Source organism: Proteus mirabilis ATCC 29906 (genome assembly GCF_000160755.1).
Lineage (GTDB): Bacteria > Pseudomonadota > Gammaproteobacteria > Enterobacterales > Enterobacteriaceae > Proteus > Proteus mirabilis.
In genome coordinates, this window is record NZ_GG668579.1 from 1 (window position 1) to 17478 (window position 17478).

Sequence of the window (17478 nt, forward strand, 5' to 3'; positions counted from 1 at the left end):
GTTTGTTTGTTGGTTAATTAAACGAAGTGCCTATTTTTTGTGGCTTTTAAGCCATTTTGGCAGGTCAGCTAAGCTATCTAGAACAAAATCTGCACAAGTTTCGGCCTCTTCTGTAATCGCTTTTCCTGTGCGAACGAGAATTTTATGCCCAACGCCAGCCGCTTTTGCTGCCAACATATCTTCTTTTTTATCTCCCACCATATAAGAAGATGCCATATCGATGTTTAATTGTGCTTTCGCATCCATAAACATACCTGTTGCAGGTTTACGACAGTCACACTCTTTTTTGTATTCTTCTATAATTGCATCTGGATGATGTGGGCAATAATAAATGCCGTCTAAATCGACGCCTCGATCAGCTAAAGACCAATCCATCCATTCAGTTAAATGTAAAAACTGATCTTCACTATAATACCCTCGACCAATACCTGACTGATTAGTCACTAGCACTAAAGCATATCCCATGGCTTTTAATTCAGCCATTGCTTCAATCACACCTTCGATAAATTCAAAGTTATCAATTTCAGATACATAACCATGATCGATATTAATCGTTCCATCGCGATCTAAAAAAATCGCAGAAATCCCCTTGCTCACAGCATTACTCCTTTTAGATATTTGCGCTTAGTATCGCATGTTTTTTCTTATATAGAGAAGCATATCCACCTTTCTTTCTTTTATTGACTATTATTACCTATTACGCTTCTGCTCTTTTTTGTTGACTTGGACGTCTAGACGCCTTAACATCTATTTTAACTCGGGCAGAATAGCGTGAATGTCCCATATTCTACTTATATAAAGAACAAGATGATTAAACTGACGAATATAAATAAAGTATTTAAGCAGGGAGCGCGTTCAATACAAGCGCTATCAAATATTAACCTGCATGTGCCACAAGGGCAGATTTTTGGTGTGATTGGATCGTCAGGTGCAGGTAAAAGTACTCTCATACGCTGTGTAAACATGTTAGAAAAGCCGACATCAGGTGAAGTTTGGGTTGATGGTCGTGATCTAACAAAATTATCTGATAAAGAATTAACCAAAGCACGTCGTGGCATTGGCATGATTTTCCAACATTTTAATTTACTGTCCTCAAGAACGGTATTTGATAATGTTGCCTTACCTCTAGAACTTGATAACACGCCGCGTGCAGATATTAATAAACGTGTTAATGAGTTATTAGAATTAGTGGGTTTAGCAGATAAAAAAGAGTATTACCCTGCCAATTTATCAGGGGGACAAAAGCAGCGTGTTGCGATTGCTCGAGCATTAGCTAATTCACCAAACGTTTTATTGTGTGATGAGGCAACTAGTGCTCTTGATCCTGCAACGACACGTTCTATTTTAGAACTGTTAAAAGATATTAATCGTCGTTTAGGGTTAACTATTTTACTTATCACTCATGAAATGGATGTTGTAAAACGTATTTGTGACCAAGTTGCCGTGATCAGTGGTGGTCAATTAGTTGAAAGTGATGCGGTAAGTGAGGTTTTCTCTCACCCTAAAACACCCGTTTCTCAAGCATTTATTCAATCAACATTACAATTGGATATTCCTGACGATTATAAAGAACGTATGAAGCCAGAGTGGGAAGAAGGCTTATTCCCGCTGTTAAAGCTTGAATTTAATGGGTTATCTGTTGATGCGCCATTAATGTCTATTGTTGCTCGTCGTTTTGATGCTGATATTAATATTTTAAGTTCTCAAATGGACTATGCCGGTGGAGTAAAGTTTGGCGTGATGCTAGCAGAATTACACGGTAAAAATGGTAACACAGAAAAGTCTATCGCGTTTTTAGAAGAGCATCATGTGAAAGTAGAGGTTCTCGGTTATGTCTGAAGGAATGATTTATTTATTAATTAGTGGGATCTGGGAAACCTTAGTCATGACATTTGTCTCAGGCTTTTTTGGTTTTGTCATTGGATTACCATTAGGTGTCTTACTTTATGTGACTCGTCCAGAGCAAATTATGGCGAACTCCCCCGCTTATAAAGTGATTTCTGCTTTAGTTAATATTTTTAGGGCCATCCCTTTTATTATCTTATTAGTTTGGATGATCCCTTTTACACGTATGGTAGTAGGAACATCCATTGGTTTACAGGCGGCTATCGTTCCGTTAACTGTAGGAGCTGCACCTTTTATTGCACGTATGGTAGAAAATACCTTATTAGAAATACCTCATGGTTTAATTGAAGCTTCTCGTGCCATGGGGGCAACACCAATGCAGATAATCAAGAAAGTTTTATTACCAGAATCTTTACCAGGTTTAATTAATGCTGCGACCATTACACTCATTACATTAGTCGGTTATTCCGCAATGGGGGGCGCTGTGGGTGCCGGTGGTTTAGGTCAAATTGGTTATCAGTATGGTTATGTGGGCTATAATGCCACAGTAATGAATACCGTCATTGTACTACTTGTTATTCTTGTTTTTATCATTCAGTTTATTGGCGATCGTTTAGTTAAACTGACAACACATAAATAAATGAATTAAAGGTTTCTATTCATCTACTATCTAATCAATAAATGTAGTTTGTATGAAACCTTTTATTTAACCAGTTCAAAGAAAGGGTAAATCTATGTCATTGAAATTTAAATCACTTGCTGTAGTCAGTACGTTAGTCGGTGCTTTAGCTTTAGCAGGTTGTGGCGAAAAAGAAAAAGATCCCAATCATATCCGTGTGGGGGTTATTTCTGGTTCTGAACAACAAGTTGCTGAAGTTGCTAAACAAGTCGCTAAAGATAAATATGGACTTAATGTTGAACTCGTCACTTTCAATGACTTTGTCATGCCTAATGAATCATTAAGCCGTGGTGATATTGATATTAATGCCTTTCAACATAAGCCTTATTTAGATCAACAAATCAAAGATCGTAATTACAAAATTACGGCTGTAGGTAATACCTTTATTTACCCTATTGCGGGTTATTCTAAAAAAATAACGGATTTAGCAGATTTACCCGATGGTGCACAAGTGGCTATCCCTAATGATCCAACCAACTTAGGTCGTTCACTGCTACTTTTAGAAAAAGTAGGATTAGTGAAATTAAAGGAAGGGGTTGGTTTATTACCGACTAAACTGGATATCATTGAAAATCCGAAAAACATACAATTAGTTGAGTTAGAAGCACCACAATTACCGCGCTCTTTAGATGATCAAAAAATCTACTTAGCGGTTATTAATACAACCTATGCGAGTCAAGTTAACTTAACTCCAGCAAAAGATGGTATTTTTGTTGAAGATAAAGATTCACCTTATGTCAATATTATTGTTGCCCGTGAAGACAATAAAGATGATGAAAATGTGAAGAAATTTATTCAATCTTATCAAACAGATGAAGTTGATAGCGCTGCGAATAAGATTTTTAACGGTGGTGCAGTAAAAGGTTGGTAATCATCTCACAACTCAACTTAATAATAAAAAAGGCGGACATTTGTTCGCCTTTCTCTTTTTTACTGGGCTAATTTGCATTAAATTAGGGCGGTTTAATTTTTGTATAGACAATAATAAAGAGGATATACCCATGCACATGCGCTTGCTACTTATTGGCATTATAGCGCTGTTTATGACCGGCTGTTCAATGCAGAAATCATCTGATGTTGATCAGTCTAAGTTTACGGATATGCGTTTAAATAAACCTGACCAACCACAAAAGCCCAAACAGCAAACTTTATCTCCTGTTCGCATTGTTGAAAAAACAGAAGATCTTTTAGGTGCGCCTTTTAAAGATTTAGGTGTTGTTGCCGGTGAATCTTGCCGACAAACACTACAAGATCCACCCGCAAGCTTACCTGCTGCGAAAAAAAGAATGGCTATCAAAGCGGCTTATAAAAATGCGAATGCAGTTTTATTACATGAATGCCAAATAGTCACAGGAATGGGTTGCTATCAATCGGCAATCTGTGAAGGTTCAGCACTATTAATTACTCAATGAATAGCTACCAAATAACATCTATAGGGCATATTATCAGCCCTTATAAAGAGAAATTTGCCGTTCCTCGCCAACCTGGATTAGTCCAGGATGGCGTAGGCCAGCTAATACTACACACACCTTATAATCATCCTGATGCAGTAAGAGGCTTAGAACAATTTAGCCATCTTTGGTTATTATTTATTTTTCATCAAACAGCGCAACAAGGTTGGCATCCATTAGTGCGCCCACCAAGATTAGGGGGGAATAGCAAACTCGGGGTTTTCGCCACTCGCTCAACTTTTCGCCCTAATGCTATCGGCATGTCATTAGTCGAGCTAAAAGATATCATTATTGAAAAGCAATCGGTGATCTTGCAACTAGGCAGTCTAGATCTTATTGATGGAACCCCCATTATTGATATCAAGCCGTACCTTCCCTATGCTGAATCTATTGCTGATGCAACAGCAGGCTTTGCCCAATATGCTCCTCATGAAGAGATGGAGATTCTTTTTTCTGAAGATGCCACACAGCAGTTACAATATTACTCTCATCAATATCCTCATCTTATGCGATTTATCACTCAAGTATTGCAACAAGATCCGCGTCCTGCTTATAAAAAAAGCGAACAAAGTGATAGAGTATATGCCGTGCATTTACTGGATTTTAATATTCGTTGGCAAGTCAATGGGCAGCAAACACTTGTTCTTAGTATAGAACCGCGCTAACTTGCACTTACTAACATTGAAACTTCTTGTCTTTAAGCAAATCAGATTGAAAAAAATGCTTTGCCTCTTTTGGCAAACCTAAGTCACTGGTAGACTAAAGACTTTCTCTATTTATATTGATGTAGACTGGCCTGACAGTCAGCCTAAGTATTTTTGTTCTAATGGAACCTAATAATGCGTACTAGCCACTATTTGCTCTCTACTTTGAAAGAGACGCCTGCTGATGCCGAAATTGTCAGCCATCAACTCATGCTTCGCGCAGGTATGATCCGTAAACTCGCATCTGGCCTTTATGATTGGATGCCGACCGGTGTTCGTGTCCTGAGAAAAATTGAGAAAATTGTTCGTGAAGAGATGGACAACGCAGGCTCACTTGAAATTTCAATGCCGGTTGTTCAGCCTGCTGATCTATGGCAAGAAAGTGGCCGTTGGGAACAATATGGCCCAGAATTGTTGCGTTTTACAGATCGCGGTGAGCGTCCTTTTGTTTTAGGTCCAACCCATGAAGAAGTGGTGACCGATATTGTTCGTAATGAAATCACCTCTTACAAACAACTACCACTCAACCTTTACCAAATTCAAACTAAATTCCGTGATGAAGTACGCCCGCGCTTTGGTGTTATGCGTTCACGTGAGTTTATCATGAAAGATGCCTATTCATTCCATATCTCTCAAGAGTCTCTACAAGAGACTTACGACAGAATGTATCAAGCCTATAGCAATATCTTTACTCGTATTGGTTTAGACTTCCGTCCAGTATTGGCTGATACAGGCTCTATTGGTGGTAGTGCCTCTCATGAATTCCAAGTATTAGCAGATAGCGGAGAAGATGATATCGTATTCTCAACAGCATCTGACTATGCTGCTAATATTGAATTAGCAGAAGCGGTTATGCCAGCAACACCTCGTTCACCAGCAACAGAAGAGTTACGTTTAGTAGATACACCAAACGCAAAAACTATTGCTGAATTAGTTGAACAATTTAATCTGCCTATTGAAAAAACAGTTAAAACACTTATTGTTCATGCAACTGAAGAAAGTGGTCATAAATTAGTGGCTTTATTAGTCCGTGGTGATCATGAGCTCAATGAAATAAAAGCAGAAAAATGTAGCATTGTCGCTTCACCTTTAGTTTTCGCGACTGAAGAAGAGATCCGCCAAGCTGTTAATGCAGGTCCAGGCTCTCTTGGTCCAATTAACTTGCCATTACCAATCATTATCGATCGCGCTGTATCTGTTATGAGCGATTTTGGTGCTGGTGCAAATATTGATGGTAAACACTACTTTGGTATTAACTGGGAGCGTGATTTACCTCTTGCTGAAATGGCGGATATCCGTAATGTTGTCGAAGGTGATCCAAGCCCAGATGGTAAAGGTACTTTACTTATCAAACGTGGTATTGAAGTCGGTCATATCTTCCAACTAGGTAAGAAATATTCTGAAGCATTAAAAGCGACGGTACAAAACGAAGAAGGCCATAACCAAGTTGTGACTATGGGTTGTTATGGTATTGGTATTACTCGTATCGTTGCAGCGGCAATCGAACAAAACCATGATGCCCGTGGTATTATCTGGCCTGATGCTATCGCACCTTTCCAAGTTGCCATTTTACCAATGAACATGCATCGTTCTTATCGTGTAAAAGAAGTAGCAGAGAAACTCTATGCTGACTTACGTGCACAGGGTATTGATGTATTATTTGATGATCGCAAAGAGCGCCCAGGTGTGATGTTTGCAGATATGGAACTGATTGGTGTACCACACACCATCGTGATTGGTGATCGTAATCTGGATAACGAACAAGTTGAGTATAAAGCACGCCGTAGTGATGATAAATCGCTGGTCAATGTGAATGATGTTGTTGCCTTTATTAAAGAGCAACTGGTTTAATCCATTTAATATTGTTTAGCCCTTATGGGCTAAACTGACCAAACTTAACGACTGCTGTTACCACTTTTGTTAAACGTAAAAAAAACCGCTTTATTTAAAGCGGTTTTTTTATAATGAATTAACTTCTGCTATTACGACGGCTATTGCAAGAGCCATGACGATCAAAGCGTGGTTTATTATCGGTAACCACTAATGCACGATCATACTGTCCATCTTCCATTGAAGGACGAATACTATAGTAACCTCTGACCTCTAGATAGACAGGTGTTCCGCCATCAACGCCTGTAGCAAAATAGCCTTTTTCTAATACTAATCCATCAGCGGCATAGACACGTCCAGATTGGCAATCTTTAAAGGTTCCAGCGTCAGCAAAATAGGTAAATTCCCCCGCTAACTGCTTAGGTTGAACCTTTGCTAAGGTATAATTAAGACCCGAATTAATTACATTACCATCGATATCCAACATAACTAATTTATCTTCACGAGGTAAATAGTAACTCTTCTCGCCATAACTATTAGTCAAGGTCAGTTTATCTTTACTTAATGACCAAGTACCTGACTCAAAAAAACTTCGATTGTCATCAGAAGTGCCTTGGTAACTTTGCTCCATTACATAAGAGCCATCTTGATTGACAAGAATAGTCGTGTCGATACCAGAACAATCGGCACAAGGTAGAATACTGTTATATGTTTGATCAACAATTTTACCATCGAGTGACAGGCCAATATTATTCTGGCAGCCTGACATAATAAATAACCCTGCAGCAATGGCTGCAAATAAAAGTTTTTTCCCCATCATCAACTCCCTAAGTTCTGGGTACTTTCTAATTTCTCGTTTTCAATGCTAGTTTAGCATTTTTTTAAGCAAAAAGGGTGAATAAAACCCCCTTTAAGATAATTACACTACGTTTTAGTATAAATTCTTAAATCTTGTCGCAGAATGCACTATTTCAGAAAATTATCACAATAACTATTGTGATCACTTCGAATAACAGCATAATGATTTTATTCTGAATTATTCACTGGCGGCAATACCGCCACGAACGAGTGGTGAGGGAATATGTCAACAAATACAGAATATCAACCAATTAATTGTGATGATTATGAATATTTGGAGTTAGCTTGCCAACGAGGCTTAACACTCCATATTGAATTACATAATGGTGAGCAAATTGATGGTGTCGCAGATGATCTCTTTTTAAGTAAAAAAGTTGAATATCTGAAAGTAAAAACATCTGAGGGTGCAAAAGATTTACGACTGGATATTATTGCCAGTTTTTCTCATCCCGAACTTGGCACTATCATAATCAAATCTGAATAACTATTTACATAAACAACCGCCGTAATTGGCGGTTGTTTACGACGCTTGCCACTCAATTGTTATACTTTGTTCTGTTGTTGCATTTCCCTCTAAAGTCACAAAAGTATTAACCGCTGCAATTAATGTATCGTTATAATAAATCAATGGGATACGAGTTCTTTGCCATGGGGCAATATTAAGCTCTTGCCAAATTTTCTTGCTTGATCTGGCCAAATTTCGCCCAACAATACGTAAAGATGAAGCCGTTAAGCCAAAACGAACCGTCACTTTTTCATCTGCTAACGGTGCTCTGCAGATTGTTTTACCGCTATCACGACTCACCGCTAATATCCCTAACTGATTAGGCAAAATTAAAGGTTGTGATAATGACCATTCGATAACCCTATCCGTTAGTTCTTCCATAACAGGTACAAGATAGAGGCGTTGTTGATAACGCCTAACTTCATCTTGGAAAAAACGTAACCGTGGCTCTGCATCTGCTTTAGCTAAAGCAACTTCTTGCCATAGCCGCGACAATTGAGATCTTGATGGCATGCTTTTATTACATTTAGCAAACCAACGACGCAACAATGCATTACGTTTTATTTCGCTACAGCGGGACAATAAATTGATATCTAAACTCTGATGCTCATCAATCAATTGCTGCAATTCTACATCGAGTAACTCATCTAAGAGCGCTTCTTGTTCACCACACAGTGCTGCACTACGAGTGACAGCTTGAGAAAAATGTGGCCAGCGCTGAGTCAATAGAGGCATAACATGTAAACGTAAGAAATTGCGATCATAGCGATCATCTTGATTACTATCATCCTCAATCCATAATAAACCGTGCTCATGTGCATAAGCTTCGATTTGTTCACGTGTAATATTAAGTAATGGTCGTAATAAATACCCTTGTTCAAAAGGCATTTTTGCAGGCATTGAAGACAACCCTGCCGGTCCACTACCGCGTTTAAGCGCTAATAGGAAAGTTTCCGCTTGATCATCTTGATGTTGTGCCGTCACTAAAACTTGATTAGGCTGTAAATATTGGCGATAAGCTTGATAGCGCGCTTCTCTGGCACCCTGCTCAATCCCCCCTTCTTTCCCATTGACTTGTACTCTTTCACTGATAAAACTGACCTGCCAGTTATGACAAAAATGTTCGCAATGCGTGAGCCAATCATCGGCTTTTGAATTCAATCCATGATGAACATAAATTGCCGTTAATTCTAAAGGAAGTTGATATTTATCACGTAAGCAAACCAACCCATGCAATAAAACGGTTGAATCAACTCCACCACTAAAACCCACTAAAATATGAGTATGAGAGCCAATTTGTCGTTTAATTTCGTTAATAAGAGGACAATTTTTCAGTTCCATAGCATTATCAGTTATCGAAGAATTCAATGGGTTATGTTAAGCCTTTCCATTGCATTTTGCACGAACACAACCTTTCGCCGCAACATAATAAAAAAGAAAGCAGAATATAACTTTTCACTTAAGCTGATAACGATACTAAGAAAATGCTGTCCTCATCGCTGTCATGGGTTTAATTATGCCGTAAAGCCACCATCAACGAGATAAGAAGCCCCTGTGACAAACGAGGCGGCATCACTTGCTAAAAAGGCAACAACATTAGCCACCTCTTCAGGTGTACCTAACCGACCAATAGGGTGTAAAGCGACGAGTTTTTGTTTGTCTAATTCACGCCCCTCTAATAAAGGAGTATCAATATAGCCTGGACAAACAGCATTAACACGAATACCTTGACTGGCATAATCAAGCGCTAACGTTTGTGTGAGTAATTTAATGCCCCCTTTAGAGGAGCAATAAGCAGGAAATGCATGCTGGCCGACAAAAGAGCAGATTGAACTACAGTTAACAATAGCGCCTGTGGTTTTAGTTTCTAACCAATGTTGAATAACCGCGCGGTTAATAAGAAATAGTCCATTAAGATTAACATCAAGCACTTTTTTCCATTGATCGTAATGTAATTTATCGGCAACGGTATCGGTTAAAACACCCGCATTAGCAAATAAAAAATCCACTTTGCCATAATGTTTTACTACATGCTTAACCAGTTGTTGATTATCTTGCTCATTGGCGGCATCCATTTGAACAAATTCTGCGGAAAACCCTTTATCTTGCAAATAGTTTTGTGCTTTTTCCCCACGACCTGAATGACTTCCAGTAATAACAACCGATGCCCCTAGTGATAAAAATTTCTCAGCGCTAGCTAAACCGATACCACTATTACCTCCGGTGATAATGCCTACTTTGTTGCTAAATGAAATCATAACTTTTCCTTCTTTGATTAACGATAAGCCTTATCAAATCATAGGTAGGGTTACGTATTTTTTAAGCAAAGATAAACATAAATCTTATATTTGAGATCGAGTTAACATATTGATATATAATTAAAAATGAAAGTATCACAAGCTATTACTATTAACAATAGAAATAGTTTTATAAAAGAAAAATTAGCTGGAATGATAGTGGTGTGATAATAGCCTGATCCTATTCGCCATAAAAAAAACCCCATGCTATAGCATGGGGAGTGATCTTTTTAATGGCTAGCTAAGTACCCGCTCAATCAGCAATAGCCATATTCCATTAAGCGTTGATAACGGCGGTTAGTGAGTTCTTCTGTATCAAACTCATCTAACTGCGCTAAATCAGCTTTTAGCTGTGCTTTTAGTGATGCTGCCATTTCATCATAATGACGATGAGCACCACCTAAAGGTTCAGGGATCACCGTATCAATCAATTTTAATTCTTTTAAACGATTTGCCGTGATCCCCATAGCTTCAGCAGCTAATGGTGCTTTATCAGCACTCTTCCATAGAATAGAAGCACAACCTTCTGGCGAAATAACGGAATAGGTGCTGTACTGCAACATATTCACTTTATCACCCACACCAATCGCCAAAGCACCACCAGAGCCACCTTCGCCAATAACGGTACAAATAATTGGCACACCAAAGCGAGACATTTCTCTTAAATTACGAGCAATCGCTTCTGATTGTCCACGCTCTTCAGCGCCCACCCCCGGATAAGCTCCCGGAGTATCAATAAAAGTGATAATAGGTAATTTAAAACGTTGTGCCATTTCCATTAAACGCAGCGCTTTGCGATAACCTTCAGGAGCCGGCATACCAAAATTACGACGAATTTTTTCTTTCGTTTCACGTCCTTTTTGATGACCAATGATCATCACCGGACGACCGTCTAAACGAGCAATACCACCGACAATCGCTTTATCATCAGCATAAGCGCGATCGCCCGCCAACTCCTGAAAATCAGTAAAAACACGATTAATATAATCAAGGGTATAAGGTCTTAATGGATGACGAGCAAGTTGTGCCACTTGCCATGCACCAAGATCAGAGAAAATTTTTCGAGTAAGTTCTAAACTTTTTTCTCTTAAGCGTGCAACTTCTTCATCAATATTAATATCAATTTTTTCATCATGTTGGCTAACTGCGGTTAGCGAATCGATTTTCGCTTCTAACTCGGCAATTGGCTGTTCAAAATCCAGAAAATTAAGACTCATAACATTCCTATTCTAGTCAAATTCTAATTCCACCTGCTCATTACCCAGCAGAGTTCGCAGATCGGTCAAAAGCATATCAGTCGGCGTTACTCGCCATGTTGCACCAAAACGCAAACGTGCACAGGCATCATGCTTTTGAAAATAAAGATGAACCGGGATCGTGCCTGAACGATGAGGTTCTAAAACGCCGCGAAGACGATTTAATAATTGCTCATTAATTTGCCTGTCTGATAACGAGATAGCAAGCCCTCGAGCATATTTTTCACGCGCTTCGTTAATATCCATTAATTCGCGGACTGTCATTTTAAGCCCACCGTTGAAATCATCAAAGCTGACCTGCCCGGTAGCAATTAAAATCCGATCTTGTTCCAATAGATGTTGGTATTTATCTAATGCATCGGAAAATAACATAATTTCCAAACGACCAGAACGATCATCTAACGTACATATACCAATTCTATTCCCTCGTTTAGTGGTAAAGACTTTCGAAGCAAGGACTAATCCTGCCACTTTTACCATCTGACCTCGGGGGGTAGGTACTAAATCTTTTAGACGGGTTCCTGCCGCATATCGTTCAATTTCTTTTAGATAACGGGTGATGGGATGTCCCGTTAAATATAAACCGAGGGTTTCTCGCTCACCTTCTAAAACAACTTGATCTGGCCATTTAGGTACATTGGCATAAGAACGTTCCACTTGCTCTGGGGCTTCTGCCAATACACCAAACATATCGGATTGCCCAATGGCTTCCGCTTTTGCGTGTTGATCTGCCGCCTTTAAGGCATCTTCCAGCGAAGACATTAATGCTGCACGGTGAGGCCCTAATTTATCAAATGCGCCTGACATTATCAGTTTTTCCATCACTCGGCGATTCAATTTTTTGGTTTCTGTTCTCGCACAGAGATCAAAAATATCTTTAAAATGACCACCTTGTTGACGCGCTTCGACAATTGCCTCAATAGGGCCTTCTCCAACCCCTTTGATGGCCCCTATGCCATACACTATTTCGCCTTCATCATTAACATGGAAATGATAAAGCCCACTATTAATATCTGGAGGAAGGACTTTTAAACCCATTCGCCAACATTCATCCACCAGACCGACCACTTTTTCGGTATTATCCATATCGGCAGTCATGACTGCCGCCATAAACTCCGCAGGATAGTGAGCTTTTAACCAGAGCGTTTGATAAGAAACTAAGGCATAAGCCGCTGAGTGCGATTTGTTAAATCCATAACCGGCAAATTTCTCTACCAAGTCAAAGATTTTCATGGCTAATTCGCCATCAACACCATTTTTAATCGCCCCCGCTTCAAACACAGAGCGCTGTTTTGCCATCTCCTCAGGTTTTTTCTTACCCATCGCGCGTCGTAACATATCCGCGCCACCCAAGGTATAACCGGCAAGTACCTGTGCAATCTGCATCACTTGCTCTTGATACAAGATAACACCATAAGTTGGCTCTAATACAGGCTGTAAGCTCTCATGTTGCCATTTAACATCAGGGTAGGAAATCTCTTCAACACCGTGTTTTCGGTCGATAAAGTTATCCACCATCCCCGACTGTAAAGGCCCTGGGCGAAACAGTGCAACTAACGCAATCATATCTTCGAAGCAGTCTGGTCGCAGACGCTTTATCAGATCTTTCATGCCACGGGATTCCAATTGGAATACCGCTGTGGTTTCAGAGCGTTGCAACATATCGAAGCTACGCTGATCGGTTAATGAAATGGCTGATATATCAACAGGCTCAAGTGATTTTTTAGCCCGTCGAGCATTAATCATTTCTAATGCCCAGTTGATTATCGTCAGCGTTCTTAACCCTAAGAAGTCAAATTTAACAAGACCGGCATATTCAACATCATTCTTATCAAATTGTGTAACCGGGTTATTCCCTTCCGGATCGCAATAAAGTGGCGCAAAGTCGGTAATTTTGGTTGGAGAAATAACGACACCACCGGCATGCTTACCCGCATTACGCGTTACCCCTTCTAATTTACGCGCCATATCAATAAGCGATTTCACTTCTTCATCAGCTTCGTAAATTTCAGGTAACTGAGGCTCGGCGGCAAAGGCTTTTTCTAACGTCATTCCCGGATCAGGGGGAACAAGCTTGGAAATTCTATCAACGAAGCCATAAGGGTGTCCTAAAACACGCCCAACATCTCGAATAACAGCTTTGGCCGCCATAGTACCAAAGGTAATGATTTGCGATACGGCATCACGACCATACATATCCGCAACGTGATCGATAACTCTATCGCGCTTCTCCATACAGAAGTCAACGTCAAAGTCAGGCATTGATACACGTTCTGGATTAAGAAAACGTTCAAACAGTAGATCAAACTCTAGAGGATCGAGATCTGTTATCTTAAGCGAATAAGCCACCAGTGAGCCAGCACCTGAACCACGTCCTGGCCCTACAGGAACACCGTTATCTTTAGACCACTGGATAAATTCCATCACTATCAAAAAGTAACCGGGAAATCCCATCTGGTTAATAACTTTAAGTTCAATCTCAAGGCGCTCATCGTATTCAGGACGTCGCTTTTCTCTCTCTTGCGGATCAGGAAATAAAAAGGCAAGGCGCTCTTCTAAGCCCTCTTTGGACTTTTTAATTAAGAAATCTTCTGTACTCATATCCCCGGTCGGGAATTGAGGAAGAAAGTACTCACCTAAACGAATGGTCACATTACAGCGTTTGGCTATTTCAACACTGTTTTCTAATGCTTCAGGAATATCAGCAAAAAGCTCACACATCTCTTCTTCTGTGCGCATATATTGCTGAGGACTGTAGTGTTTAGGACGTTTAGGATCGGATAATGTGAAACCATCATGAATAGCCACGCGAATTTCATGAGCATCAAAATCATCACTATCCAGAAAACGGACATCATTTGTCGCAACAACAGGAAGCCCTTTTTCTGATGCTAAGGCTACAGCTTCGTGTAAGTAGCTCTCTTCATCCGGACGCCCAGTACGAATAAGCTCTAAATAATAGCTATCAGGAAAGTGCGTTTGATAATATTCAAGACATTGCTCAACTAAAGCTCGATTACCGCGTAGTAGGAATTTACCAACATCTCCCATTCTACCGCCAGAAAGCAACAAGAGACCTTCTTTATATGTTGTTAACCACTCTTGTTTGATAACCGGTCCGGCAGCACCATAACCATGTTTATAAGCTTCAGAAATCAATAGTGTTAGGTTTTGATATCCCACATTATCACGGGCGAGAATGGTTAAATGCGCGTATTCATCACCTAATAGTTCCGTTTCCAGATAGACATCTGCACCAACAATAGGTTTGATACCGGCACCATGAGCCGCTCCATAAAATTTCACTAACCCACATAAGTTAGTGAAATCTGTAATTGCAAAAGCAGGCATACCCAGCGAAGCCACTTTCTTCACAAGAGGCCCTGTTTTTGCCAATCCATCGATCATTGAATAATCGCTGTGTACCCTTAGATGGATAAAACGAGGATCTGCCATATCTTATTAATTACTCTGTGGATTAGACTAAATTTAAAGCACGTTTTACAGGCGCAAAACTTTTACGATGATAAGGCGTTGCCCCTAATGAAGCCAGTTTTTCCATATGGAAGGCTGTTGGATAGCCTTTATGTTTGGCAAAGCCGTAATCAGGATAAAGTTTATCTAGCTGTTCCATTTCCCTATCACGGGTAACTTTAGCCAGTATTGACGCTGCGCTAATTTCTTGAACTAAACTATCACCTTTAATCACCGCTTGAGATGCCATTGGCAAGTTAGGACAACGGTTTCCGTCGACTAAGACCATATCAGGCGTTATGGATAATCCCGCGACAGCACGCTCCATGGCTTTCATCGTTGCCCAAAGAATATTCAGTTTATCTATCTCTTCAGGCTCAGCACGTCCAATAGCCCAACATAATGCTTTTTCTTTTATTTCATCATAAAGCGCATTGCGTTTTTTCTCGGTCAATTTTTTCGAGTCCATTAATCCTTGAATAGGATTAGCTGGATCGAGGATCACCGCAGCAGTAACTACCGCCCCCACCAATGGTCCGCGACCGACTTCATCGACGCCAGCAATTAGGTTTGCTTTAGGATAGACAAATTCCATTATTGACCTGCTAATTCTAAAACTGCATTCGCTGCTTGCTCATCAGCACGACAACGGATAGCTGAGTGTAATTGTAAAAATATCTCTTTTAAGTGTTGTGCTTTTTCCGCATCCGTTAATAGGGGGAGTAATTGTTCTGCCAGTGCTTCTGGTGTGCACTCTTCTTGCAGCAACTCTTTAATTATTTCCCGTCCTGCTAATAAATTGGGTAAAGAGACATAGGGCGTTTTAACTAATTTTTTTGCTAACCAAAAGGTAAATGGTTTCATACGATAACCCACTACCATCGGGCATTTCGTTAACATGCATTCTAAGGCGGCTGTACCAGATGCTAATAAAGTCGCATCACTGGCGGTCATCGCCTCTCTTGCTTGTCCATCTAAGAGTTGGATTTCAAGTTTTGGGGCAACACTTTGATGTATTTGTTCAAATTGTGCCCGTCGCTTCGCATTTACCAAAGGGACAACAATATGTAATGCGGGGATCTGTTGCTTTAATCGCTGCGCTGTTTTTATAAAGTCCGCACTGAGCATTTCCACTTCAGAATGCCGACTTCCTGGTAGCAGAGCTAAACAGATTGCCTCTTGATCAATACCTAGGTGTTCACGAGCCGCTTTTTTATCAGGGTGTAACGCAATTGCATCAGCCATTGTATGACCGATAAAGCGACAAGGAACCTGATATTTATCGTAAAACGCTTTTTCAAAAGGAAGGAAAGCTAAAACCAAATCCGTTGCTTTACCAATTTTAAAAACCCGTTTTTGACGCCAAGCCCATACTGATGGACTGACATAATGGATAGTTTTCAACCCTTTTTGTTTTAAGCGACCTTCAAGGGTGATATTAAAATCAGGAGCATCAATACCAACAAAAACATCTGGCTTAAGTTGTGTAAAGCGTTGAGTGAGATCTTTTCTGATCTTCAATAATCGTGGCAAACGTTCAAGTACTTCCACGACCCCCATCACCGCAAGCTCTTCCATTTCATACCAAGCTTCACAACCTTCTGCTTGCATCAAAGGACCTGCGACACCAACAAAACGAATATTGGGATGCATTTGTTTAAGAGCGCGGATTAATCCCGCGCCCAAGATATCACCGGACGTTTCACCAGCCACAAGGCCGATAACTAACGGACGCTGTTTTATAGATGATTGGCCTGACAAGGTCATATCCTAATTAGCGAATAATACCGCGGTTTGATTTTGCTGAGTTTTCCAGAAAATCACTGAATATTTTTACATACTGATTATTATTGTCTGCGGCTAATTGAGCAATCTCTTCTCGCGCTTCTTCAAGCGTTTTACCATTACGATAAAGTATCTTGTAAGCGTTACGAATGGCATGCAGATCTTCTTTTGCAAAACCGCGACGTTTTAATCCTTCAATATTCAAACCATAAGGGGTGGCATGGTTTCCTTGTGCAATCACAAAAGGAGGAACATCTTGTGCTACACCGGAACAGCCGCCCACCATGACATGTGAACCAATCTGACAAAATTGGTGAACCGCACTCATACCACCGATTATCACATAATCACCTAAAGTGACATGTCCACCTAAAGTACCGTTATTTGCAATAATACAGCGATCGCCAATGATACAATCATGAGCAACATGGGTGTTGATCATCAATAAGTTATCATTGCCAATTTTAGTAATATTACCGCCTTGTGTCGTACCACGATGAATAGTGACACTTTCGCGGATAAGATTGCGATCACCAATAATGACTTGGGTCGGCTCACCACGATATTTCAGATCTTGGTTTACTTCACCGATAGAGGCAAATTGGTAAATCTGATTATCACGGCCAATGCGTGTATGGCCATTAATAACCACATGAGATTTGATATCTGTACCTTCACCAATCTCAACATGGCTACCAATAACGCAAAAAGGGCCAATGCGAACATTAGCACCAATTACCGCACCCTCTTCAATAATTGAAGAAGGGTGAATTACTGCGGATTTATCAATCATA

Annotated in this window: 16 protein-coding genes; 7 read left to right on the top strand and 9 right to left on the bottom strand. The window is 40.1% G+C overall.

Annotated elements, in window-relative coordinates:
- Positions 1 to 30 precede the first annotated feature (30 nt).
- Positions 31 to 597 (bottom strand): D-glycero-beta-D-manno-heptose 1,7-bisphosphate 7-phosphatase, encoded by a 567-nt coding sequence (gmhB, locus tag HMPREF0693_RS11010; RefSeq protein ID WP_004245445.1) that lies wholly within the window; start codon positions 595 to 597, stop codon positions 31 to 33.
- 210 nt (positions 598 to 807) lie between these two features.
- On the opposite strand from gmhB, the gene metN reads away from it, so the two are divergent.
- The 6 genes from metN (at position 808) to proS (ending at position 6530) form a co-directional block, all read left to right on the top strand.
- Entirely contained in the window at positions 808 to 1839 is a 1032-nt protein-coding gene (metN, locus tag HMPREF0693_RS11015) for a methionine ABC transporter ATP-binding protein MetN (protein WP_004245446.1), read from the top strand.
- Positions 1832 to 2485: a methionine ABC transporter permease MetI gene (locus tag HMPREF0693_RS11020; RefSeq protein ID WP_004245447.1), complete on the top strand. Its 654-nt coding sequence runs from the start codon at positions 1832 to 1834 to the stop codon at positions 2483 to 2485. The genes metN and HMPREF0693_RS11020 overlap by 8 nt, the downstream gene beginning before the upstream one ends.
- 94 nt (positions 2486 to 2579) lie before the next feature.
- A complete protein-coding gene (locus tag HMPREF0693_RS11025; protein WP_004245448.1) occupies positions 2580 to 3395 on the top strand; it encodes a MetQ/NlpA family lipoprotein in 816 nt (271 codons plus the stop codon).
- A 130-nt stretch (positions 3396 to 3525) separates the two neighbouring features.
- The gene (rcsF, locus tag HMPREF0693_RS11030; protein ID WP_050765213.1) at positions 3526 to 3936 is read left to right on the top strand and encodes an Rcs stress response system protein RcsF; all 411 of its coding nucleotides are present in this window, start codon (positions 3526 to 3528) and stop codon (positions 3934 to 3936) included.
- Positions 3933 to 4640 (top strand): tRNA (N6-threonylcarbamoyladenosine(37)-N6)-methyltransferase TrmO, encoded by a 708-nt coding sequence (gene tsaA / locus HMPREF0693_RS11035; protein WP_004245450.1) that lies wholly within the window; start codon positions 3933 to 3935, stop codon positions 4638 to 4640. The genes rcsF and tsaA overlap by 4 nt, the downstream gene beginning before the upstream one ends.
- A gap of 174 nt (positions 4641 to 4814) precedes the next feature.
- Complete coding sequence (proS, locus tag HMPREF0693_RS11040) at positions 4815 to 6530, top strand: proline--tRNA ligase (protein WP_004245451.1); 1716 nt, start codon at positions 4815 to 4817, stop codon at positions 6528 to 6530.
- Between the two features lie 118 nt (positions 6531 to 6648).
- On the opposite strand, the gene nlpE is transcribed toward proS, so the two are convergent.
- Positions 6649 to 7329 (bottom strand): envelope stress response activation lipoprotein NlpE, encoded by a 681-nt coding sequence (gene nlpE, locus HMPREF0693_RS11045; protein WP_004245452.1) that lies wholly within the window; start codon positions 7327 to 7329, stop codon positions 6649 to 6651.
- A gap of 261 nt (positions 7330 to 7590) precedes the next feature.
- On the opposite strand from nlpE, the gene rof reads away from it, so the two are divergent.
- Positions 7591 to 7851 (top strand): Rho-binding antiterminator, encoded by a 261-nt coding sequence (gene rof / locus HMPREF0693_RS11050; protein ID WP_004245453.1) that lies wholly within the window; start codon positions 7591 to 7593, stop codon positions 7849 to 7851.
- Between the two features lie 36 nt (positions 7852 to 7887).
- Here the strand turns inward: rof and tilS are convergent, their stop codons facing one another.
- The 7 genes from tilS to lpxA form a co-directional block, all read right to left on the bottom strand.
- The gene (gene tilS / locus HMPREF0693_RS11055) at positions 7888 to 9213 is read right to left on the bottom strand and encodes a tRNA lysidine(34) synthetase TilS (RefSeq protein WP_004245454.1); all 1326 of its coding nucleotides are present in this window, start codon (positions 9211 to 9213) and stop codon (positions 7888 to 7890) included.
- A gap of 173 nt (positions 9214 to 9386) precedes the next feature.
- Entirely contained in the window at positions 9387 to 10130 is a 744-nt protein-coding gene (locus tag HMPREF0693_RS11060; protein ID WP_004245455.1) for an SDR family NAD(P)-dependent oxidoreductase, read from the bottom strand.
- A gap of 296 nt (positions 10131 to 10426) precedes the next feature.
- Positions 10427 to 11386 (bottom strand): acetyl-CoA carboxylase carboxyl transferase subunit alpha, encoded by a 960-nt coding sequence (accA, locus tag HMPREF0693_RS11065; RefSeq protein ID WP_004245456.1) that lies wholly within the window; start codon positions 11384 to 11386, stop codon positions 10427 to 10429.
- Between the two features lie 12 nt (positions 11387 to 11398).
- The gene (gene dnaE / locus HMPREF0693_RS11070; RefSeq protein ID WP_004248711.1) at positions 11399 to 14881 is read right to left on the bottom strand and encodes a DNA polymerase III subunit alpha; all 3483 of its coding nucleotides are present in this window, start codon (positions 14879 to 14881) and stop codon (positions 11399 to 11401) included.
- 22 nt (positions 14882 to 14903) lie between these two features.
- Positions 14904 to 15494, bottom strand: a complete 591-nt coding sequence (gene rnhB / locus HMPREF0693_RS11075) for a ribonuclease HII (RefSeq protein ID WP_004245458.1) — start codon at positions 15492 to 15494, stop codon at positions 14904 to 14906.
- A complete protein-coding gene (gene lpxB / locus HMPREF0693_RS11080) occupies positions 15494 to 16666 on the bottom strand; it encodes a lipid-A-disaccharide synthase (protein ID WP_004245459.1) in 1173 nt (390 codons plus the stop codon). Before lpxB ends, rnhB begins: the two co-directional genes overlap by 1 nt.
- 7 nt (positions 16667 to 16673) lie before the next feature.
- Positions 16674 to 17477, bottom strand: coding sequence for an acyl-ACP--UDP-N-acetylglucosamine O-acyltransferase (gene lpxA / locus HMPREF0693_RS11085; protein WP_004245460.1), 804 nt, complete (start codon positions 17475 to 17477; stop codon positions 16674 to 16676).
- Between the last annotated feature and the right edge of the window lies 1 nt (position 17478).